Genomic DNA, 19,691 nt, shown 5'->3' with positions numbered 1-19,691 from the left:
TCAGCCTTCCTCAGAGGTTTTGGTGGGGAGCCGGATGCAAAGCTCACACACCTGATGGCCGCCCCGGCTATCGATGTCTCCACTGAGACGGGCAACACAGGCATAGAGTGCGAGTAGCGCGACTTGTTGCTCCAGCAGCGGAGAAGAGACGCGGGTGATCGGGGACAATAGGTGCGAATAGATCCTCAGGGGAGACGTCAGAAACAGGCGTAGCGAGCCTGAGCTTGATTCAGCGTCAAGCGTGAGCTCGGAACGGTGCATTCCAGAAGCCCTGAGAAGAGTATTCAGGAAGTGGGCAAACAGCTCCAGCAACGACAAAGAGTCCGGGGAGGCATGGCTCCCTGAGCCATCGGTGTGTTCGAGGGCGTGAGTCAGGTTCTCCACGGTCAACGCGCGCGCAGGTGAAGACGCCCGATCTATTAATGTGATGGCTTGAATGGCCGTGTGCTCAAAGCGATCAATCAGCTCGGACTCCAGGCGCGTTTCCAGGCTGGCCCGCAAATGTGATGAGCTTGCCGGGAGCGTGTTGATCGTGAGCAGAGCGTTCAAGAAACGATCGACAACGTGAGAATCAACCACAGGTGACAATGTCTGACTAAGGCGGCGTTGCCGCCGAGCACGGATTTTGTCGAACCGGGATAAGGTCTGAGCATTGTCCCTGTCTCGTGATTCGACAAGCTCGCGGTGCTTCCGGATGCCGTCTCTAAACAGCGCCATGAGCTCACTTGCGCGCCACGGTTTTTGACGGTAGCGGAATATCCGGCCCTCATTGACCGCATCCATTGCCACATTCACCTCGCCATAGGCCGAGGTCAGTATCCGAACGACATCCGGGTGAGATCGTTTTAGCTGATCCAGCAGTTCGTTTCCCTGCATGCCAGGCATTCTCTGGTCCGCCATGATGACGGCGATTCTGTCGCCATGAGCGTGAAACTGGGACAGCGCTGCCGTGGCGTTCTCAGCACAGATGACGGAAAACTCGTCCTGCAGCCGTTCCAGTTGACGGGCGAGATAGTGTGTTGCGGCGGGTTCGTCGTCCACGATCAGAACAGCGGTTTTCCCGGAGCACCCGCTGATTTTCTTGTCTGGGGTCTTTGAAAGTGGGAGCGCCGGGGCGAGTGCCGCAGTCAGGATATGGGACCGTACCAGATCTTCGTTCAGCGGCTTTTCAAAGCATCGATCCACCAAGCCGTTTTCCAACATGGAGCTCAGCAGGTTCAGGGGCATGGTGTTTGTCATCAGAACCCGTAATACCGCCGGGTGCCGATCGCGGAGGTGTGCGAGAAGAGTACGCCGGTCGGGATCGCCTGCCTGGTCGGACATCAGGCACAGGGCTACTGGCGTGGTTTCATCCTGGCCAAGATAGTCCGTCACGGCGAGATCAGAATTGAAGGCGATGATTCGGAAATCTGCCTCAAACTGATATTCAAAGTGCTCGCGCTCCACATCCTTGTCGTATCGGAGAATGATCAGTGGCCGTTGGCAACGATCCATATTCTGTGACGTCCCTTTACCCATTGGATCGAGGGTACCAGCAGTTGAGTAACCCGTTTGTAGGAACTTCCTACAAACGCGATGCGCTTCAAGCAATTCCTCGAGGGCTGTGACGGAGTTGGCAAAATACGAACTGGCGTCGAGTTCGAGCGCTCGCTCGCGGAGCGACTAAACTTATCGGAACAACGACGGTCGAACCAAAGCAAGCGAGGATGATTATGAGTGTTCAGGAAAATGGTCTTACCAACCATGAAGTCACGATTTGCCTGGCTGGCGGTGCTGTGCTGGGACCTTTTAATGCAACTTGGAGCAAGGGCGATGGCGGCGACGTCCGGGAGCTGGTGCGCGAATACGATGCTTGGCTTCAGGGTGAGAAACAGCAGCGGTACAAATTTCACCTTCATGACACCTACACCAACACTGTTCATACACTGGTGCTGAATTTTGAGCAGGTAACCGGCATTTGCGACCATGTCAGACTGAAGTCCCACGGGGACGGCTGATCCTGAAAAGGAGGTAGCATGAGCGAATACAGAACCGAAACAGACAGCCTGGGTGAGGTTCGGGTTCCGGCAAATGCGCTCTGGGGTGCCCAGACTCAGAGGGCGGTGGAGAACTTCCCTGTCAGCGGGCGGGGTATGCCTTTCCGGTTTATTGCAGCCACTGCCCACATCAAGCGTGCCGCAGCCGAGGCGAATGCCAGCTTGGGTCTGTTGGACAATGCTCTGAGAGATGCCATCGTGCAGGCGTGTGACCAACTGGTTGCCGGTGAGTACAGGGACCAGTTTCCGGTGGATCGGTATCAGACTGGTTCCGGCACCAGCACCAACATGAACGTCAATGAGGTAATCGCCGCAATCGCAGCCAAAGCGGGCGTCGAGGTGCACCCGAACGATCACGTTAATATGAGTCAGAGCTCCAACGACGTGGTTCCGACGGCTATTCACGTCAGTACGGTAATGGCCGTCAAGGAGATGTTGATACCCGCGCTGACGCATCTGAGGGGCATTATCTATGAGCGCGAGGCGATCTTCTCGGAACAGGTAAAGACAGGACGAACCCACCTGATGGATGCCATGCCGGTCACTCTAGGGCAGGAGCTTCGTACCTGGCGCGAGCAGTTGTTGGCCGCAGAGGAGCGGGTCGAGAGGGCCAGTGATGATCTGCTGGCCGTACCTCAGGGCGGGACCGCTGTTGGAACGGGTGTGAATGCAGCGCCAGAGTTTGCGGATCAGTTCGTCCGGTTTCTGAAAAACAGCACCGGCTACGGGTTCCGGACTCTGGAGCATAAGTTCGTGGGGCAGAGTGCTGTGGATGGGCCGGTAGCGCTGTCAGCGCAGCTGCGTGGCGTGGCTGTGGTGCTCACCAAGATCGCAAACGACCTGCGGTGGATGAACAGTGGCCCTATCCACGGTTTGGCAGAGATCAGCCTGCCGGCGTTACAACCCGGAAGCAGTATCATGCCGGGCAAGGTCAATCCGGTGATTCCGGAGTCCGTTGCGATGGTCGGGGCGCAAGTGATGGGGCTGGATACCGCGGTCACCATTGCAGGGCAGTCCGGTAATTTCCAGCTCAACGTGATGTTGCCCCTGGTCGGGGCTAACCTGCTGGATATGACCGAACTGCTGAGCAACGCGTCAACGATGCTGGCGGACAGGGCGGTCAGGGATTTCACGGTAAACACCGAGACGCTGGATGCCGGCGTGGGGCGGAACCCCGTACTGGTCACAGCACTTAACCCGGAAATTGGCTACAGCCTGGCCGCGGATATCGCCAAAGAGGCCTATCGTACAGGACGGCCGGTAATCGATGTGGCTGAAGAACGAAGTGGTTTGAGCCGAAAACGACTCGAAGAGCTGATGGATCCATTGAAGCTGACCCGGGGCGGCCTGGCCTGACCTGGGCTGCCATCGATCAGACCTCGCCGGGCAGGGAAGGGAGTGCAGGCGCTTGCTGATTCCGTTTGAGCTGTTTGCCATGCTGGTACTTGCCAACGGCGCTCCGGTTGTTGTGGCCAAGTTACTCAAAGGCCATTGGGCCCTATCCGTTGACGGGGGGCGTACCTGGCGAGATGGCAGGCCGGTCTTTGGTCATAGCAAAACCTGGCGGGGGCTGGCGGCCGGCTCCTTATCCTGTGCGCTGTTTTCCCTGGTTGCCGGGCTTGGTTTCCTGTTTGGTGCGGCCTTCGGCCTGCTGGCATTGATCGGGGATCTCATCAGTAGCTTCGTAAAGCGTCGGTTGGGGAGGCCTTCCAGTAGCCGCGCGTTGGGGCTGGATCAGATTCCGGAGGCTCTGCTTCCGATGCTGCTTGCATTGTTCTGGCTGCCACTGAGTCTGCTGGATGGGCTGCTCATTGTTGCTCTGTTTACCCTTTCCAATATCTACTTTTCACCCATTCTTTACCGCGTCGGGATACGCCGACACCCGCACTGACGAGCGCTGGTTTACCTGGGGCCGCGGGTGAGGGTGTGTATGGTCACTTCCGGAGGACAGTTCAGACGGACATTGACTACCGATGTACCGGCCCCCGGTGAGGTATATCCCTGCATTCCGTTGGCTCGCCAGTAACCGCGGCCCAGGTGCCGGGGGCAGTCTGAATCCAGGGTGACAGGAATACCGCCGGGCAGGCAGATCTGGCCGCCGTGGGTGTGGCCGCAGAGGAACACGTCGTATCCGGCGTGAGCTGCCTCGCGCCAGATCTCAGGCGTATGGCTGAGCAAGATGCCCACGCCGCCTGCAGGGATGTCGTTGCCCGCCTGATGTAGATTATGAGCCTTGTAAAAATGGGCATCATCGACGCCGGCAAGGTAGATCTCTTCGTTCTTGTACCGGATGGGCAGCATCTCATTCATTAGCAACGTGTACCCCATGTCTTCAAGGCCTGGCAGCATGCGCACACTGTCGTGATTGCCCAGTACCGCACAGGCCTGCCCCCGGATGCTGCTGCGCAGGCGGGACATGCCATCAAGGGCAGCGTCCACGGGACCCCAGGTCTGTTTTCGGTAATCCCCGGTCAGTACGCACAGGTCGTATTGCAATGGCTCGATAATCTGCATCACCGCCTGCAGATTGGCCTCATCCATGTCGACGTGCAGATCGGTCAGGTGCAGGATGCGGAACCCCTCAAAGGCTTCCGGCAGATCCGGCAGGTGAAAGTGGTTCCGGGCAACGGTCAGCTTCCGACTGTTTTCCTGGCCCCGCCGGAAAAGGCCGGCCATTTTCAGGCAAAAACGGATAAAGCCCGGAGCTGAGGTGATGTTCTCCAGGTGAAAGGAGCGATGATCTTTTCCGAAAACCAGGGCTTCGGCTTCCCGTTCTATTCCGAGTCGTTGGCGAGCATGAACAGGCCCCAATCTCAGGCTGAGGCGATATTCCAGCAGCTCATCCTGGTTTTCAGGTGTATGAGCCCTTGCGGTCATTGTTCTGTCCTTGATATGCCGAGCGGGCTATTACCGTTCTGAAAAAGCGGCAAACCCTGTCTGTCATTATGGATCTCAGAGGCGGGGATGCAACTGCGTTGTGGTTTTGTTCATGTTTGGCCCGGGTATTGAATCATTGGCAAAGTCTGTCCGTAACCGCCACAATTCACGAATACACTCACCTTAGGATGAAAGCGAGGATACGATGGCGACTTCCTGTGATATACCGGGGCTGACGGTTCCCCGGAGTCGGTTTCCGGACCCGGAGCAGAATCTGGAACAATCTGGCGACGACGCCCGCGTGGTCCTGGCTGGCGGTTGTTTCTGGTGTGTCGAAGCCGTGTTGATCGCGATAAACGGGGTGAAAAGTGTTGAGTCGGGCTACGCGGGTGGCCAGGCCGATACTGCGAACTATGAAGCAGTGTGCACCGGGGCCACGGGCCATGCTGAGGTTGTTGATGTCCACTATGATCCAACCAAAGTCAGCTTCGGTGAGCTGCTCAAGGTGTTCTTCTCGGTGGCCCACGATCCTACTCAGCTCAATCGCCAGGGCAATGACCGGGGAACCCAGTACCGTTCGGCCGTGTTCTACGAGACGCAGGCACAGAAAGACGTGGTCGAGGCCTACATCCGGCAGCTGGACGACGCTGGCGTGTACCCCGAGCCGATCGTCACGACGCTGGAACCTCTGGAGGCTTTCTACCCGGCAGAGGCCTATCATCAGAACTTTGCAGCCCGAAACCCCTGGCAGCCGTACATTATGGCTGTCGCAGCTCCAAAAATGGAAAAGCTGACGGATTATTATGGGGACAGGCTTAAGCCGGAATATACCGACAACCAGGATACCGATGCCGAAGGAGGCAAAGCATGAGCGTTTCTGCCGCAGGTTATGACCTGACGCCGTTGACCCGCGACGAGATCGAACAGAAGGCTGCGGACCTCACGGAAGAAGAGCGCAGGGTTCTGCTGGATCATGGTACTGAACATCCTTTTTGTGGCACTTTGTTGGACAACAAGAAAACGGGCGCTTATCACTGCCGCCTGTGCGACCTGCCGCTGTTCAGCTCGAACGCAAAGTTTGATTCAGGCACCGGGTGGCCAAGCTTCTTCCAGCCATTCGATCCGGAGCATATCCGATACTTGGAAGACAGCAGCCTCGGGATGACTCGTACCGAAATCCGCTGTCCTCGTTGTGATAGCCACCTCGGGCATGTGTTCCCTGATGGCCCGCCTCCAACCGGTCAGCGCTACTGCCTGAACTCCATTGCCATGGTGTTCAGGGAAGCATGAACCGACTGAAACTGAACCCGCTGACGGAATCCGCGACCCTGCTCTGGCGAGCAGTCGTGGTGCTGGGCTCGGTGGGCTTGACGGCGATCTACTCGCTGATGGTCCTTCTCCGGGCAATGTTCGGTCGTCTTGATCGTCCCATGATGGATAAGTATTGCCGGGAGTGGTCTGCCGGCTTGTTGCGACTGGTGCGCTCAAGCCTGACGGTTCGTGGTGAAGTGCCGGATTTCAGTAACGGTCGCCGGTACATCGTCATGTGTACTCACGCCAGCCACTACGATATCCCGGTGTCCTTTGTGTCTTTGCCCGGGTCGATACGCATGCTGGCCAAGAAAGAGCTGTTCAGTATTCCGCTTCTGGGACAGGCCATGAAGGCGGGCGATTTCCCCTCGGTGGACCGCTCGAATCGTCAGAAGGCCGTGAAGGACCTGGCGCGGGCAAAGGAAATGATGGAAAGCGGTATTGTGCTCTGGGCGGCGCCGGAAGGCACCCGCTCTCCGGATGGAAAGCTGTTGCCGTTCAAGAAAGGGTGTTTTCACCTGGCGCTCGATACCGAAGCCGTTATTGTCCCCGTGGCCATTCGCGGTATTCACAGGGTGCTGCCGGCTCGTAGCTGGCAGATCAACCTGGGACAGCCTGTAGACGTCCGCGTTGGTGAGCCCCTGGATACCTCGGGTAAAACCAAAGAAGACCTGCCGGAAATCATGCAGGAAGTGCGCAGTCGTATCGAAACGTTGTTGGGGGATGGCGAGGCCGAGTAATCGGCCCCGAATCCGGTTCAGGCTGTGCTCGCGGTCACCACGGTAGACAGGAGGTAACCGGTGTAGGCAACGTAGGCAACGAGTAACACGGCTCCGTCGAAACGGCTGATCAGTTTGCGACTGCCAGTGAAACCGAAGCCCATGGCAAGAAGTCCCAGCGTTAAGGCCAGCATCAGCGTCCAGTCGCGATAGAGCACTTCTGGGTCAACCGTTAGCGGCTGGATTGCAGCGGCCAGGCCTACCACGGCCAGGGTGTTGAAAATGCCCGAGCCAAGGATATTCCCCAGGATCAGATCATGCTCATTTTTCTTCACGGCGGCGAGGGCTGAGGCGAGTTCCGGCAGGGAGGTACCGATGGCGACAATGGTCAGGCCGATGACCAGATCGCTGACACCCAGGCTCTGGGCAATGGATACCGCGCCCCAGACCAATAGCCTCGAGCTGACAATCAACAGAACCAGCCCCACCACCAGCCACATCAGCGAGGACTTCAGTGGCATCGGATGTTCCATCATTTCGGTCATTTCCGCATCGGCCTCATTGGCCAGAGGATCTGCCTTACCTTTAAGGCCCTGATAGATCGACCAGCCCATCACCGCAGCGAAGACGGCCAGGAGGACCCAGCCGTCCAGACGGGACAGTTCGCCATCGAGCAATTGGGCGCCAGCGATGAGGGTCAGTACAACCAGGAGCGGCAATTCTTTGCGAACCACCTGTGAATGAACCGCGATGGGCGCGATCACCGCCGTCAGGCCAACGATCAGCGCGATATTCGTGATGTTGGAGCCATAGCCGTTACCCAGAGCCAGGCCGGGATTGCCGTCAGAGGCCGCCATGGCGGACACAGCCAGCTCCGGCGCGGAGGTTCCGAAGCCAATGATTACCATACCAATTAGCAGTGTGGGCATGCCCAGGTGCTTTGCGGTCGCAGCAGCGCCCTCAACAAATTTATCGGCACTCCAGACCAGCAGCACCAGCCCGGCAAGGATTGCGCCAATCGGCAAAAGCATAGAAAAGCCTCAGTGAATGAATGTTCCGAGTATGTATACCCCCGCGTAGCCAAGTGTATAGGCCGCGAGAAGGTGCACAACATACTTCAAATAGGCACCAAAGGTCAGCCCCGGAATCTTACTCATGGCGACAATACCTGCCGCGGAACCGATCACCAGCAAGGAGCCGCCGACACCAACGGCATAGGTCAGACCCATCCATTCGCCCGGAGTCATGGTGATGCCTGCTTTGAGCAGCGCAGCAGTCAGCGGCACGTTGTCGATCACGGCCGAGAAAATACCCATCAGGTAATTGGCGTACAGCGGTGGCAGGAGATCGTAGATCGCCACAAACGAATCCAGGGCGTGGATCTCCTTGAGCATGCCAACCAACAGCAGGATGCCAAGGAAGAAAAGCAAGGTTTCGAACTCGATGATACGGATGTACTCGAGAATCGGATCCAGGTCCGAATCGTTACTCATGAACCGGGATACCAGGAACATGACAGACATACCGAACAGGAAGGTCAGGACCGGAGGCACACTGAACAATGCGTTGCCTGCAATGGTGCTCAGGATTGTTAACAAAAACAGGCCGGCAATCGTAATGTCCACGGGCCGGAGTTCCGACTTGGTCGCGCTCAGTGTGATGGTGCCGGTCAAACCTCTGGAGAGAAACACAGCAAGGATGAAAACGGTGATGGACGCGGGTATCGCCAGGGTCAAAAGTGTCAGTATTTCAACCTTTTTGGCGAGGAAGATCATGAGCGTGGTGACATCGCCGGTGATCAGGGAGACGCCGCCTGAGTTCACCGCGAATACCACCAGGGTAACAAACTGGAGGCGTTTCTTGAGCTCCAGATCCAGGGACAGGATCAGGGAGCATGAGACTAAAGTGGCGGTGATATTGTCTGCTAAAGAGGAGAAAATGAAGCAAAACAGACCGGTCAGGAACAGCAGTTTTCGCTCACTTACCTGTTTCGGCATGATCAGATAAATCAGATTCTCGATCATTCCTTTCTTGTTCAGGTAGGCCACAAAGGTCATGGCGGCGACCAGGAACAGCCATAGACCTGCGATCTCCGCGATACTCTCGGTAAGGCCGGTCGAAATTGCAGACGTTTCACCCTCGTTAGGGCTGGCCAGAAAGAGCAGAATCCAGCTCAGGGTGCCGAAGAAAAGCGTTACCTTGGCTTTGTTGACGTGGGTGACCTCTTCGAAGATAACGCCAAGCAGCGCGAGTACAGCAAAAATAATTAATACAGCTTCAAGGGCAGACATTGGGAAAATCCCGTCCAGGTTTTCGATAGGGCCAAAGAATGGCCAGGCAAGATTGTGGGGCCGGATTTTAGACCTTTGACCTGCAGCAAACCACTGTTCTTAAGTGGGACACACATTACCTGGATCAACTGACAACAGGCCGATTCAGGTGCCCTGATTGATAATCGCAATTTATTATTTCGGCGAAAATCGGGATAATTGCGCCCAAATTCAGACAGGAAGCAGACGGCAACGCTTTTTATCACGCGTGCGACCGGTTTCCGAAAGGCTCCTTTGCTGATCGTGGAGGAGTGAACAGGCTCAATACTAGCTAGGGTAAAAACCAATGGCCGTTAGACAGGCAGATGTAGTGCTGGTCGGCGGTGGCGTCATGAGCGCCACTCTCGGCATGATGCTCAGGCAACTGGATCCGTCCCTGGACATCGTCATGGTGGAACGTCTAGACCACGTTGCCCATGAAAGCACCGACGGATGGAACAATGCAGGCACCGGCCACGCCGGCTACTGTGAACTTAACTACACCCCCGAAACCGACGATGGCGATGTCGCCATTGAGCGGGCTCTCCAGATCAACGCACAGTTCGAAGTGTCCCTCCAGTTCTGGTCGCATCTGGTTGAGCAGGGCATGTTGCCCGATCCCAAGAGTTTCATTAACCGCACGCCGCACCAGAGTTTTGTCTGGGGAGAGAAAGACGTAGCCTTCCTCAAGCGCCGATACGAGAAGCTCAGTAGCCACCACTTGTTCCGGGAGATGGAGTACACCGAGTCTCCGGAGGAACTGGAAACGTGGATGCCGCTGGTGGTCAACCACCGTGACCCCATGCAGTCGGTTGCCGCCACGCGGATCAAGCACGGATCGGATGTCGATTTCGGCTCGCTCACCCGCAGCATGGTGAAGTACCTGGAAAGTCAGCCTAATTTCGAGCTGATGTTGAGCTGCCCGGTGCATTACATTGATCAGCGGGACAATGGGCGCTGGAAAGTCCGGGTGAAGAACCAGAAAACCGGGGAACTGACCAAGCTGGAAGCGGGCTTTGTTTTCCTGGGTGCCGGTGGCGGTGCTCTGCCGTTGCTGCAGAAATCCGGTATCGAGGAAGCCCGTGGTTATGGCGGATTCCCGGTCAGCGGCCAGTGGCTGGTGTGCGGCAAACCGGACATTGTCGAAAAGCATCATTCCAAGGTCTACGGCAAGGCGCCTATTGGCGCGCCGCCGATGTCCGTACCTCACCTGGATACCCGGATCATTAACGGCGAGCCAGCGTTGTTGTTCGGCCCGTTTGCCGGTTTCACGACCCGCTTCCTGAAGCAGGGATCGGTGTTCGACCTGTTCGGTTCGGTTAAGCCGACTAACCTGAAGCCGATGCTGTCGGTCAGCAAGAGTAATATGGACCTGACCCGTTATCTGATTGGGGAAGTGTTCCAGTCTCACGGGGATCGGGTGTCGTCTCTGAGAAACTTCTTCCCGGATGCCCGTGAGGACGACTGGAAACTGCAGATGGCTGGCCAACGGGTGCAGATCATCAAGCAGACGTCCGATGGCGGGGGCAAACTGGAATTCGGTACTGAAATCGTGGCGGCTAAAGATGGCACGCTGGCGGCGTTGCTTGGAGCTTCCCCGGGAGCCTCCACGGCGGCGAATGCGATGATCAATGTGCTCGAGCGCTGTTTCCCGGAGAGTATGAAAACACCGGAATGGCAGGAGCGTATGAAAACGCTGGTGCCTTCTTACGGGCAATCGCTGGTTGAGAATGAGGCATTGTTGAACGAGGTCCGCGAACGGACGCTGTCCACCCTCAAACTCAACTGATATAACTAAACGGTATAGAATGCCGGATAGGTGCGGCGGACAGGGGCTATGGCAACTGTCCGCTTTTTTTTTGGCCGGTGTTCCGGTCGCTTCCGGTTTGCGATTCTTCTCAGGGCTCCTAGGGTTAGGTAATGCCCTTTAAAAAAAGGAGAACGCGCATGAGCGAGCAAAAATACGACCCTTCCAAGGGATATGTCGCCCTGCTTGGATGGAGCCTGAATGCGGTAGAGGCCGCGGACAAGTTCGACCGCCGATATGTGGTTGTGGCTCCGGACTGGGCCGAAGCGTATTGCAAAGAGCACGATATCCCCTACGTACCGTGGAACTTCGAGCGGCTCAATGACCGATCATTTGAAATCGCCCAGACACTAAAGGATATGGGGGTGAATGTGGCCATTCCCCTGTTCGAAGAAACGGTGGAGTGGGCCGGCGCCATCAATTCTGTGCTGATGGACAAGCCCCGGTTGTTCGGTCAGGCCATGCTTTTGCGGGATAAGGCGCTGATGAAGCGGCGGGCGCAGCTCGGGGGTATTCGAGTAGGGATTTTTGAGGAAGCCCATGACAAAGACGATGTCATCCGCTTCCTGAAGCGGGTCAACCAGACCCTGCTGAAACTGGATGGGGATCCCAACGATCCGATCCACCTGAAAGCCTTCGATAAAGCGGGCTGCCTCGGGCACCGGGTGATTCGCACCCCGGATGAGGTTGATACGATCCCGGACGAGGAATTTCCCGTTTTGATGGAGTCCCACCTGGATGGCTGGGAGTTTGCCGTCGAGGCGTGGATCCACAATGGCAAGATCCGTTTCCTGAATATCTCCGAGTACGTCACTCTGGGCTATTCCGTGTTTGTCCCGGCAACGCCTGACCTTGAGAAATACCGGCCCCAGATCACGGCTGAAATCGAGAAGCTGATCAAAACCTTCGATATCGATTTCGGCTTTGTCCACCCGGAATACTTTGTGACCAGCGATGGCACCATGTACTTCGGCGAGGTGGCCTATCGACCGCCGGGATTCAAGGTGTTCGAACTGCTTGAGAGGGCCTATGGATTCAATGCCTATCAGGGGCTGATACTGGCCTTCGACCCGAAAACAACCGACGAAGAAATCGAGGCCTTCTTCCCCGAGGAAGTGGTGGGTGCGAAAGGGTATGCCGGATGCTTCGGCGTGTACCCGCGCCTGCGAGTGGTTAGCCGCCTGGAGGTGCCTGAAGAAACGGAAAATCACGAGTATTTCGAGAGCCACGAGCTCACACCGCCACTTGAGGCAACGGTGACCAAGAGAACGGCATTCGGAACCCACTGGGGGCTGGTCTACTTCTTCGGTGACGATCCCTACCGGATGCGGGATCTTTTGAAACATCAGGAAGATCTCGATTTCTATGTATAATCAGGAGAGCCATTAACAATAACGGGTTTGGTGCAGGCCCTCAGGAGAACGTCGTTGAACGATCGCCAGCCGGGCAGCGCAGTGCCAGCGGTTAATATGGACGCGTTGGCAGAGAGACTTGATCATTCGATAGAGTCGCTTGAGCAGAGCCGGCCCTTTGCCAGGGCTGGCAAGCTTCCTCGTGTATTCGATATTGCCCGGCGAATCCTTCAGCAACCGGGTGGTTGCGAGATTGTTGAGGCTCGAGCGCAGCGCCTTGAACAGGCGGGGGTGTTTGTTGGCACCGATTGGGCTGACCCCGCCATCCTGCTGCCATCTCTGACCACCTTTTCCCTCCAGAGCCAGAGTGCCGATACCGTGGTTGTCGAGGCCATCAGTGAGCTTCGATTACTGGCGGTGGCCAGGGGGACCTATTTCCATCCGTCGGTTTCCGCCGAACAGGCCCACCACTACCTGACCCAGGTGCTGGCCATTAACCTGGGGCTACTGTTCGGTATGACCGGTGAGGCCGAGCGGGAGCAGGGCAAGCTGGCGCTGATCGGTCAGGCTGTGGTGCAGTATGTGGCTCAGCAGATCGGTTACGAACACGTGATCGAAAGCCTGATCGAGGAGATCTGGCGAATCCTCCAGCAGCGCCCAATTCAGGTTGCCGACGTGCGCAGGATGATCACCCAGATCGCCATGTGCCGGGCCGATCCGAATGCGGATCTCGGCGGTGCTGGTGGTGGCGCAGATCGGCTGATCTCCAGCCTCTACGGCCCTACCCGGGCGTGCAGCGAAGACCCGGGAGTGGTGGTATACGAGCAGCGGCTCGCGTCGATGGACGCACAGGCCCTGCAGAATGAGGCCACGGGCTTCGCCCGATCCATGCACGATACCGGGCTGGTATCGCCCTATCACGCCGCCTTCGTGCGGTTTATTCTGGAAGATCGGGATACCCTGCTCAGTGAGGCTTTGGGCCTGTCCAGTACCGGGCGGGACTGCTTGCTGTGTTATCGGGAGTTGGTGCACGCTCTCATTACCGATGGCATCTTCCCGGAGACCGCCCAGGGGCTCTACGGTCTTGCCCTGATGCTGGAACGCGGCATTCTTTACCAGCCGCCGGTCGCCCCGGCGCTCTGGCGGCAGGTCAGGCTGCCGCTCTGTGCGGAAGCCCGGGAACGGCTGCAATTGGCCTATGGCTATCAACCGCAACCGGGGGCCTGGCTGCTCCAGGGCGTGCTGAACATGCTGGGGCAACCCCTGGGCGTGGGCCAGGGTAACAATCCGACCTGCCAGTCCGCCCGTGCGTTGTCCATGTGGGCTTACAACGATCCCGACTACCTGTTACAAATGGTGGCCTGGGCTGCCCGGGACAACGAGATCATGATGCACTTCGAAGGTCAGCCAGTGTCTTCCCTGTCGAGTCTTGGCGGGGTGGCGTCGGAAGTGACGCTGGATCTGGATCCGGTGTCGTTGATCGTGGTTCCCCATCTGGACCGGATTTACGCCGAAATGGGCCGGCTCTGCGCCGGTCGTGAAGGGGACCCGCATCGCTGGGTAAATCCGGAGTTTCACGGCTGGTCTGCTGGCCGGGGCTTCGCCATCAATGTGGACGTCGCCACCGGCAAACTGGACGATCTACCCGGTTTCGTCCGTCACTTCTATGCCAGTTACCACCCCTACTACAACGGCAATCAGCCGCTGATTCATCCCCAGCCCGCCGGTATTGCGGTTACGGATTCCGCCGCCCGATTCATCGGTTGGCATGCGATCACCATTCTTCGTGTGGCACTGGATCCAGAAAACGCTATGCGCGTCTACTTCTTCAACCCCAATAACGACAGCGGACAGAACTGGGGAGATGGCGTGCGCGTAAGTACGGCAGGGCATGGCGAACGTTTTGGCGAATCGTCGCTCCCGTTTGAGCAATTCACCTCAAGGCTCTACATCTTCCATTTCGATCCACTGGAACGTGGGGAGCCGGCGGATGTGAGTGAGGAGGAATTGGCGCGGGTACTGGATGGGGTGCATCGTACCTGGGGCGCGGACCGGTTGCCGTCAGACGGCCTGCAGGCCGAGCCTTCGCCACAAGGGTAGAGCCAGAAAAACGACCAGGCAGGAGCGACTTTATGACCGCAGAGCAGGGGCAAGCGAGCAACGGTGCAGAGCTGTTTATCCGGGCACTCGAGAATGAGGGCGTAAAGTATATTTTCGGCGTTCCGGGGGAGGAAAATCTTGCCCTGCTTGAGGCGCTTCGGGGCAGCAGCATCCAGCTTGTTCTGAATCGGCACGAACAGGCCGCGGGATTTATGGCAGCCACATACGGCCGCCTGACCGGTCAGGTTGGGGTGTGCCTGTCTACGTTGGGGCCCGGGGCCACCAATCTGGTCACGGCGGCCGCCTATGCCCAACTCGGTGGTATGCCCATGCTGATGATCTCCGGCCAGAAGCCGATCAAGTCCTCCAAGCAGGGGTTGTTCCAGATTCTGGATGTGGTGGATCTGATGCGGCCGTTGACCAAATACACCCGGCAGATCAGTAACGCCAACACCATACCGGCCAAGATCCGGGAGGCATTCCGGCTGGCGTCCGAAGAACGCCCCGGAGCGGTTCATCTTGAGCTTCCCGAGGACATCGCCGCCGAGGCGCCCGCGCCGGACACCCACATCTTCTCCCCCAGCGACGCCCGGCGGCCGTCTGCCAGCCCGAAAAGCCTTGAAATGGCCTGCGATATGCTCCGGGAAGCGCGTCACCCATTGATTATGATCGGTGCCGGAGCCAACCGTAAGCGGGTCTCCCAGGCGCTGATTCACCTGGTGAACGTGATCGGTATCCCCTTCTTCACGACACAAATGGGGAAAGGGGTGGTGGACGAACGGCACCCCCGTTATCTCGGCAACGCGGCGCTCTCCGCCGGAGACTTTATCCACTGCGCCATCGATCATGCCGATCTGGTAATCAATGTCGGCCATGACGTGGTCGAGAAGCCGCCTTTCTTTATGCAGCCGGGGGGAAAGAAGGTTATCCACGTCAATTTTTCAGGCGCAGATGTCGATCCGGTCTATTTCCCCCAGCATGAGGTAGTAGGGGATATCGCTAACAGCGTTGAATACATGGCTGACCACTGCGGCGTGTGCACCAATCACGACTTCAGCCGTTTTATGGAAGTGAAGGCGGCGGTGGATAAGCACCTGGGGGATCGCGCAGAGAGCGACAGCTTTCCCGTCATCCCTCAGCGTATCGTGCACGATGTGCGTCGGGTGATGCCGGAGGACGGCATCATCGCCCTGGACAATGGCATGTACAAGCTCTGGTTTGCCAGGAATTATCCGGCATACGACAACAATACCGTGCTGCTGGATAACGCGCTGGCATCGATGGGCGCCGGCCTGCCCAGTGCGATGATGGCATCCATGCTCTATCCGCACCTCAAGGTCATGGCCATCTGCGGCGATGGCGGCTTCATGATGAACAGCCAGGAGTTGGAAACGGCGGTCCGTCTGGAGCTGAATCTGGTGGTGCTTATTATCAGCGACAGCGCCTACGGCATGATCAAATGGAAACAGGGTCAGGAAGGCTTTGCCGATTTCGGGCTGGACTACCGTAACCCGGATTTCGTGCAGTACGCGGAGTCTTACGGTGCCGTTGGCCATCGGGTCACCCGCACCGATGAATTGCGCCCGATCCTGGAGCGCGCGCTGTCGGCGGGCGGCGTGCATCTTGTTGAGGTGCCAGTGGATTACAGTGAGAACCGACGGGTGTTTGATGAAGAGCTGGCGCAACTGACCTGCCCGCTCTAGCGTTGTATGATAGCGCTGGATCCACTGAAAGGAACAAACCGATTATGAATGTCCGGCTTGGTTGGCTGTTGGTCTTGGTTGCGGTATTGGTGTCTGCGGGGTGCAGCAGACCTGAGACGCCTCAGGAGGTGGCTGCGGCATTCTGGCAGTCAGTGGCTGACAACGATGCAGACGAAGTTGTGGCGTTATCCACACTCACATCGCCGAGCCAGTTTGACGGCTACAAGCGTGGCTGGACCAACGCGGTTCCCTCGTTTGGCCGCGTGGTTATTGAAGAGCGTGAGGCGTCCATTGTCACCCGGTTGCCCCCAGAGGAAGGTTCCGAAGGCGAACGCCTGGAGCTGATTACCTATCTGGTGTCTGCTGAAGATGGCTGGGTTGTGGACTATGAGCGTACCGGTGACCCCATCCTCAACCCGTCTCCGTTCAGTGGCCTGATGGGGCAGTTAAACAAGCTGGGTGAGAAACTTTCCGAGAGCTTTGATCAGTCATCCGACGACCTGAGCCAGCGTATGGACGAGCTCGCCCGGGATCTGGAAGCGTATTCTGATGATCTGCGCCGTCAGACCGACGAAGCTATGAGCGACTTCGGGGATCAGCTTCGTGATGCCATGAAGGATCTGGAAGACTCGCTGGATGAGGCCCTTGAGGATAACGAGCAGGCACCCGCGGAGGATCGGGTAATCCTGGAGCAAGCGTCCTGGGATCTGGGTGAGAAAGCGGATGCGCTGGAAGAGCCTACCGCTGAGCACCTTGCCGATGCCAGCCGTTCCATCGCTGCCACCGGTGAGCGTCTGAGTCGCCTCAGCAGTGAGACCTGGGCCGAATACCGGGGCCAGTGGGAAGAGCGCCTCGACGAGATCCGGGATGACATGAAGGCCTTCTTTGAAGATCTGGGCCAGCGTTGAGAGCTGGCCCGGATCTGTAAGCTGGTGTTCAGAAGAACAGGGTGAATCCTGAAGAGAGTTCGATATTGTGCGTCAGCTGAGACTGCCGGATCAGGTCGCTGTTAAACATGTGATCGCGGAAATCCACGTGTACCGTGAGCCAGTCCAGCAGTACGATCCGGAACCCGGTTCCCAGGGTGGTGGTGAAGTTGCTTTCGCCACCAAATTCGGTGTTACCGACACCGCCTACCAGATAAAACGCTGAGTTGAAGGTCAGCGAGTCACTAAAGAAAATCTCCCCCGGAAAGATGTTGTATCCCACGAGAAAATCATAGTAGCTGTAATCCCTGTCATCATCCGTCAGCAGCCGGACGTTGGAGCCGCTCAGTTCCTCGAATGAGGTCAGCCCTGCTTCACTCATGCCGTAATTGAACTGGATGAAAAAGTCTTCCGTGGCATGGAAGGCGGCACTGATGCCATATAGGGGCTCGGTGCTGAAATTGTCGATGGAGAGCAGGCCGGCAAAGGCGCCCACTTCGAAGAACTCGGTGTCGAGATTCGCCTCGCTGATGCTGCGGGGACTGATGTCCGGCTCAATGACCTGTACTGGCGCGGAAGTTGATTCGTTTTCCTGTGCCTGCGCCGCGCCCAATGGTACCAGCGCAAGCAACCCGGCAAACCAGGCGGATTTTTTACTGAGCCCGCGAAGGCTGCTCAGAAGAAAGTGTTCAGTCCGATTTTCCATTCGCTTAAACCTGTGCTGTCAGAGTTGGACGACACCGAGTACACCCGGTACTCGGCACGGATCAAAAAGTTGCGACCGATGTAATAACCCAGGCCGCCGCCCAGGGTGACGCCATCGGCGTCTCCCAGATCGCTGAGCAGGACTTTCTGCCTGGCATCGAACGAGAACTGGCTGTAGCCAATCAGTGCGTAGGGTGTCAGGGACCACTGGTGCAGGGGTTCCAGAATCAGGTTGGCGCCGTAGTAGTCGCTGGTCACTGACTGGTTGTAAATCTTTCCTGCCTCAATTTCCGCTCCCAGCCAGGTCAGGGGGCGATAGCCGGCCGTCAGACTGAAACTCGGGGACTGCTCAAGCTGACCGGCAGTGAACCCCACTCGCCAGCTGGACTCGAGATACTGCCCATGGCTCACCTCTGGCAGGTCTGCGGGCAGTCCCGTTGGCTGCAGTGTGCGGCCGAGTTGACTGGCCTTGGTCCACCCGGTTTCACCCGAGGCGGCCCGGACCTTGTACCAGTTGGTCTTGCGCTTCAGCAGTTCGACCTGCTCGCCTTTCTCAATGACATGGAAAATGGGATACCCGCGCCCGGGCGCTGTGTGCAGTTCAATAAACGGGTCGCTGACTTCCAGCGCCGGTACGGCGTCTTCAGCGTGTGCCGTGCCGTTACCGACGAGCGCGACAAGAACCGCAGTCAGCGCCGATCCCACCGACTGCCTGACTCCGGGCAGGGAATGTCGCCGGGCTGGCTTACCTGTCTTTCTGTTCGTACTGATCACCAGAGAGCCCACCTGTGCCAATTGTTAAAATGCGTTAACAAATGTAAATAAATGTTTTTAAAGGGAAAATTTAAAAATTAAAGGGAACTCTGGAGCGCGGCTGGTCGTTAGGCAACTGTCACGATGTTTTTTTGAGATGGCCTTCTCAGAATGAAAATCGGATGTCAAAAGCTTCGTATTAACATTGAGAACATGTGATAGGTTATTTAACACGATTTGACGATTGAAGCGTTCTCAATAAAAAAACTGACCGACATCTCAGTGAAAGGCCGTCCAAAAAGAGCCCCTCCGAGCAAGAGTCAGTTACCTCAAACAAGTCAGTCCCCAGAATGTTCAACAGAACTCGTCGACAACAATGTGTGCGAGTCGGCGCAGGAGCAGGATGGTGGATTTTCAACAGAAAAGTGGATCAAGCGCTCTTTCCGGAGGCCTGTCATTAGGGCGTCTGGCAAGTCTGGTGCTTGTGTGTCTCGCACTGGTGAGTGGTCAGGGATTCGCGCAGGAGGGGGCGACCGTCCCCGAAGTAGCGGTCGCGAAATCCGCCGGTGATGCCGGTGTTGCGCTTGAGCGGATCATTGAAACGCCGCTTTCCGTCCGCGAGAGCCGGGAACGGGCCCAGCGTGCTGTCAATGAGCTATCCAGGGAAATTCAGGGCCTCAAGCAAAACGTTGTGGCGTTGAACAAAGACCTTCGGGTGCTGGAGGAAGACCTTTTATTCCCCGCGAACACCCGGTTCCATGTGTTCGTGTCTCTGAACGTCGGGGAGTATTTCAGGCTTGAAGGCGTGGAGCTGCGGCTGGATAACGACGTGGTTACCAGTTACCTCTACAGTGGTGAAGAACGCCAGGCGCTGGCCAAAGGCGGGAAGCACCAGCTCTACCTCGGTAACCTCAGCCCCGGTAAGCACACACTGTCAGCGTTCTTCGTCGGGCAAGGCCCGAACGGTCGTGAATACAAGCGCGGCAGCAGCCTGAAGTTCACCAAAAGCCAGGGGCCGAAGTTCGTCGAACTGGCCGTGGCCGATTCCGAAGCCCGTCAGCAGCCCGAGTTTTCGGTCCGGGAGTGGTAAACC

18 protein-coding genes are annotated in these 19,691 nt (G+C 57.4%); 12 read left to right on the top strand and 6 right to left on the bottom strand.

What is annotated here, in order from left to right; genetic code table 11:
- Complete coding sequence (locus D777_RS17690) at nucleotides 1–1,494, bottom strand: response regulator (RefSeq protein ID WP_051669083.1); 1,494 nt, start codon at nucleotides 1,492–1,494, stop codon at nucleotides 1–3.
- Nucleotides 1,495–1,712: 218 nt separating this feature from the next.
- Here D777_RS17690 and D777_RS12070 point away from each other — a divergent pair, with 218 nt between their 5' ends.
- The 3 genes from D777_RS12070 to D777_RS12060 are packed head-to-tail and all read left to right on the top strand — an operon-like array spanning nucleotide 1,713 to nucleotide 3,927.
- Complete coding sequence (locus tag D777_RS12070; protein ID WP_036132476.1) at nucleotides 1,713–1,997, top strand: hypothetical protein; 285 nt, start codon at nucleotides 1,713–1,715, stop codon at nucleotides 1,995–1,997.
- An 18-nt stretch (nucleotides 1,998–2,015) separates the two neighbouring features.
- Nucleotides 2,016–3,392, top strand: a complete 1,377-nt coding sequence (locus D777_RS12065; RefSeq protein ID WP_036132475.1) for a class II fumarate hydratase — start codon at nucleotides 2,016–2,018, stop codon at nucleotides 3,390–3,392.
- A gap of 52 nt (nucleotides 3,393–3,444) precedes the next feature.
- The gene (locus D777_RS12060; protein ID WP_036132473.1) at nucleotides 3,445–3,927 is read left to right on the top strand and encodes a CDP-archaeol synthase; all 483 of its coding nucleotides are present in this window, start codon (nucleotides 3,445–3,447) and stop codon (nucleotides 3,925–3,927) included.
- 11 nt (nucleotides 3,928–3,938) lie between these two features.
- Here D777_RS12060 and D777_RS12055 read toward each other — a convergent pair whose 3' ends face one another.
- Nucleotides 3,939–4,913, bottom strand: a complete 975-nt coding sequence (locus tag D777_RS12055; RefSeq protein ID WP_036132472.1) for a metallophosphoesterase — start codon at nucleotides 4,911–4,913, stop codon at nucleotides 3,939–3,941.
- 205 nt (nucleotides 4,914–5,118) lie between these two features.
- On the opposite strand from D777_RS12055, the gene msrA reads away from it, so the two are divergent.
- The 3 genes from msrA to D777_RS12040 are packed head-to-tail and all read left to right on the top strand — an operon-like array spanning nucleotide 5,119 to nucleotide 6,964.
- Nucleotides 5,119–5,784, top strand: coding sequence for a peptide-methionine (S)-S-oxide reductase MsrA (msrA, locus tag D777_RS12050; protein ID WP_036132469.1), 666 nt, complete (start codon nucleotides 5,119–5,121; stop codon nucleotides 5,782–5,784).
- Nucleotides 5,781–6,203 (top strand): peptide-methionine (R)-S-oxide reductase MsrB, encoded by a 423-nt coding sequence (gene msrB, locus D777_RS12045; RefSeq protein ID WP_036132467.1) that lies wholly within the window; start codon nucleotides 5,781–5,783, stop codon nucleotides 6,201–6,203. The genes msrA and msrB overlap by 4 nt, the downstream gene beginning before the upstream one ends.
- Nucleotides 6,200–6,964, top strand: a complete 765-nt coding sequence (locus D777_RS12040; protein ID WP_036132464.1) for a lysophospholipid acyltransferase family protein — start codon at nucleotides 6,200–6,202, stop codon at nucleotides 6,962–6,964. Before msrB ends, D777_RS12040 begins: the two co-directional genes overlap by 4 nt.
- A 17-nt stretch (nucleotides 6,965–6,981) precedes the next feature.
- Here the strand turns inward: D777_RS12040 and D777_RS12035 are convergent, their stop codons facing one another.
- The gene (locus D777_RS12035; RefSeq protein ID WP_036132462.1) at nucleotides 6,982–7,974 is read right to left on the bottom strand and encodes a calcium/sodium antiporter; all 993 of its coding nucleotides are present in this window, start codon (nucleotides 7,972–7,974) and stop codon (nucleotides 6,982–6,984) included.
- Nucleotides 7,975–7,983: 9 nt separating this feature from the next.
- Nucleotides 7,984–9,234, bottom strand: a complete 1,251-nt coding sequence (gene nhaD, locus D777_RS12030) for a sodium:proton antiporter NhaD (RefSeq protein ID WP_036132459.1) — start codon at nucleotides 9,232–9,234, stop codon at nucleotides 7,984–7,986.
- A 325-nt stretch (nucleotides 9,235–9,559) separates the two neighbouring features.
- Between nhaD and mqo the strand changes: the two genes are divergently transcribed.
- The 5 genes from mqo to D777_RS12005 all read left to right on the top strand — a co-directional run bounded on the left by mqo (nucleotide 9,560) and on the right by D777_RS12005 (nucleotide 17,122).
- Nucleotides 9,560–11,041 carry a malate dehydrogenase (quinone) gene (gene mqo / locus D777_RS12025; protein WP_036132457.1) on the top strand — a complete coding sequence of 494 codons (1,482 nt, stop codon included), beginning with the start codon at nucleotides 9,560–9,562 and terminating at the stop codon, nucleotides 11,039–11,041.
- A 158-nt stretch (nucleotides 11,042–11,199) separates the two neighbouring features.
- Nucleotides 11,200–12,432, top strand: a complete 1,233-nt coding sequence (locus D777_RS12020; protein WP_036132454.1) for an ATP-grasp domain-containing protein — start codon at nucleotides 11,200–11,202, stop codon at nucleotides 12,430–12,432.
- A gap of 54 nt (nucleotides 12,433–12,486) precedes the next feature.
- Nucleotides 12,487–14,511: a hypothetical protein gene (locus tag D777_RS12015; protein ID WP_036132452.1), complete on the top strand. Its 2,025-nt coding sequence runs from the start codon at nucleotides 12,487–12,489 to the stop codon at nucleotides 14,509–14,511.
- A gap of 32 nt (nucleotides 14,512–14,543) precedes the next feature.
- Nucleotides 14,544–16,214: an acetolactate synthase large subunit gene (locus D777_RS12010; RefSeq protein WP_036132448.1), complete on the top strand. Its 1,671-nt coding sequence runs from the start codon at nucleotides 14,544–14,546 to the stop codon at nucleotides 16,212–16,214.
- Between the two features lie 44 nt (nucleotides 16,215–16,258).
- Nucleotides 16,259–17,122 (top strand): hypothetical protein, encoded by an 864-nt coding sequence (locus D777_RS12005; RefSeq protein WP_036132445.1) that lies wholly within the window; start codon nucleotides 16,259–16,261, stop codon nucleotides 17,120–17,122.
- A gap of 28 nt (nucleotides 17,123–17,150) precedes the next feature.
- On the opposite strand, the gene D777_RS12000 is transcribed toward D777_RS12005, so the two are convergent.
- Together D777_RS12000 and D777_RS11995 are read right to left on the bottom strand one after the other, a co-directional pair.
- A complete protein-coding gene (locus D777_RS12000; RefSeq protein ID WP_036132442.1) occupies nucleotides 17,151–17,846 on the bottom strand; it encodes an outer membrane beta-barrel domain-containing protein in 696 nt (231 codons plus the stop codon).
- Nucleotides 17,816–18,619 (bottom strand): SH3 domain-containing protein, encoded by an 804-nt coding sequence (locus tag D777_RS11995; protein WP_160171438.1) that lies wholly within the window; start codon nucleotides 18,617–18,619, stop codon nucleotides 17,816–17,818. The genes D777_RS12000 and D777_RS11995 overlap by 31 nt, the downstream gene beginning before the upstream one ends.
- Nucleotides 18,620–19,001: 382 nt before the next feature.
- Between D777_RS11995 and D777_RS11990 the strand changes: the two genes are divergently transcribed.
- Nucleotides 19,002–19,688, top strand: coding sequence for a hypothetical protein (locus D777_RS11990; RefSeq protein ID WP_201443372.1), 687 nt, complete (start codon nucleotides 19,002–19,004; stop codon nucleotides 19,686–19,688).
- Nucleotides 19,689–19,691: the final 3 nt, after the last annotated feature.

This window comes from Marinobacter nitratireducens, assembly GCF_000708045.1.
Classification (GTDB): Bacteria; Pseudomonadota; Gammaproteobacteria; order Pseudomonadales; family Oleiphilaceae; genus Marinobacter; species Marinobacter nitratireducens.
Note: the sequence above shows the minus strand (reverse complement) of the source record. Positions and strands in the feature narration are given on the sequence as shown.

What these genes read in the sequence shown, in the direction of transcription:
- D777_RS12020 (WP_036132454.1), top strand. Translation starts at nt 11,200, where the DNA reads ATGAGCGAGCAAAAATACGACCCTTCCAAGGGATATGTCGCCCTGCTT.
- D777_RS12005 (WP_036132445.1), top strand. Translation starts at nt 16,259, where the DNA reads ATGAATGTCCGGCTTGGTTGGCTGTTGGTCTTGGTTGCGGTATTGGTG.
- D777_RS12055 (WP_036132472.1), bottom strand. Translation starts at nt 4,913, where the DNA reads ATGACCGCAAGGGCTCATACACCTGAAAACCAGGATGAGCTGCTGGAA.
- D777_RS12070 (WP_036132476.1), top strand. Translation starts at nt 1,713, where the DNA reads ATGAGTGTTCAGGAAAATGGTCTTACCAACCATGAAGTCACGATTTGC.
- D777_RS17690 (WP_051669083.1), bottom strand. Translation starts at nt 1,494, where the DNA reads ATGGATCGTTGCCAACGGCCACTGATCATTCTCCGATACGACAAGGAT.
- nhaD (WP_036132459.1), bottom strand. Translation starts at nt 9,234, where the DNA reads ATGTCTGCCCTTGAAGCTGTATTAATTATTTTTGCTGTACTCGCGCTG.
- D777_RS11990 (WP_201443372.1), top strand. Translation starts at nt 19,002, where the DNA reads ATGGTGGATTTTCAACAGAAAAGTGGATCAAGCGCTCTTTCCGGAGGC.
- D777_RS12040 (WP_036132464.1), top strand. Translation starts at nt 6,200, where the DNA reads ATGAACCGACTGAAACTGAACCCGCTGACGGAATCCGCGACCCTGCTC.
- mqo (WP_036132457.1), top strand. Translation starts at nt 9,560, where the DNA reads ATGGCCGTTAGACAGGCAGATGTAGTGCTGGTCGGCGGTGGCGTCATG.
- D777_RS12035 (WP_036132462.1), bottom strand. Translation starts at nt 7,974, where the DNA reads ATGCTTTTGCCGATTGGCGCAATCCTTGCCGGGCTGGTGCTGCTGGTC.
- D777_RS12000 (WP_036132442.1), bottom strand. Translation starts at nt 17,846, where the DNA reads ATGGAAAATCGGACTGAACACTTTCTTCTGAGCAGCCTTCGCGGGCTC.
- msrB (WP_036132467.1), top strand. Translation starts at nt 5,781, where the DNA reads ATGAGCGTTTCTGCCGCAGGTTATGACCTGACGCCGTTGACCCGCGAC.
- D777_RS12010 (WP_036132448.1), top strand. Translation starts at nt 14,544, where the DNA reads ATGACCGCAGAGCAGGGGCAAGCGAGCAACGGTGCAGAGCTGTTTATC.
- msrA (WP_036132469.1), top strand. Translation starts at nt 5,119, where the DNA reads ATGGCGACTTCCTGTGATATACCGGGGCTGACGGTTCCCCGGAGTCGG.
- D777_RS12065 (WP_036132475.1), top strand. Translation starts at nt 2,016, where the DNA reads ATGAGCGAATACAGAACCGAAACAGACAGCCTGGGTGAGGTTCGGGTT.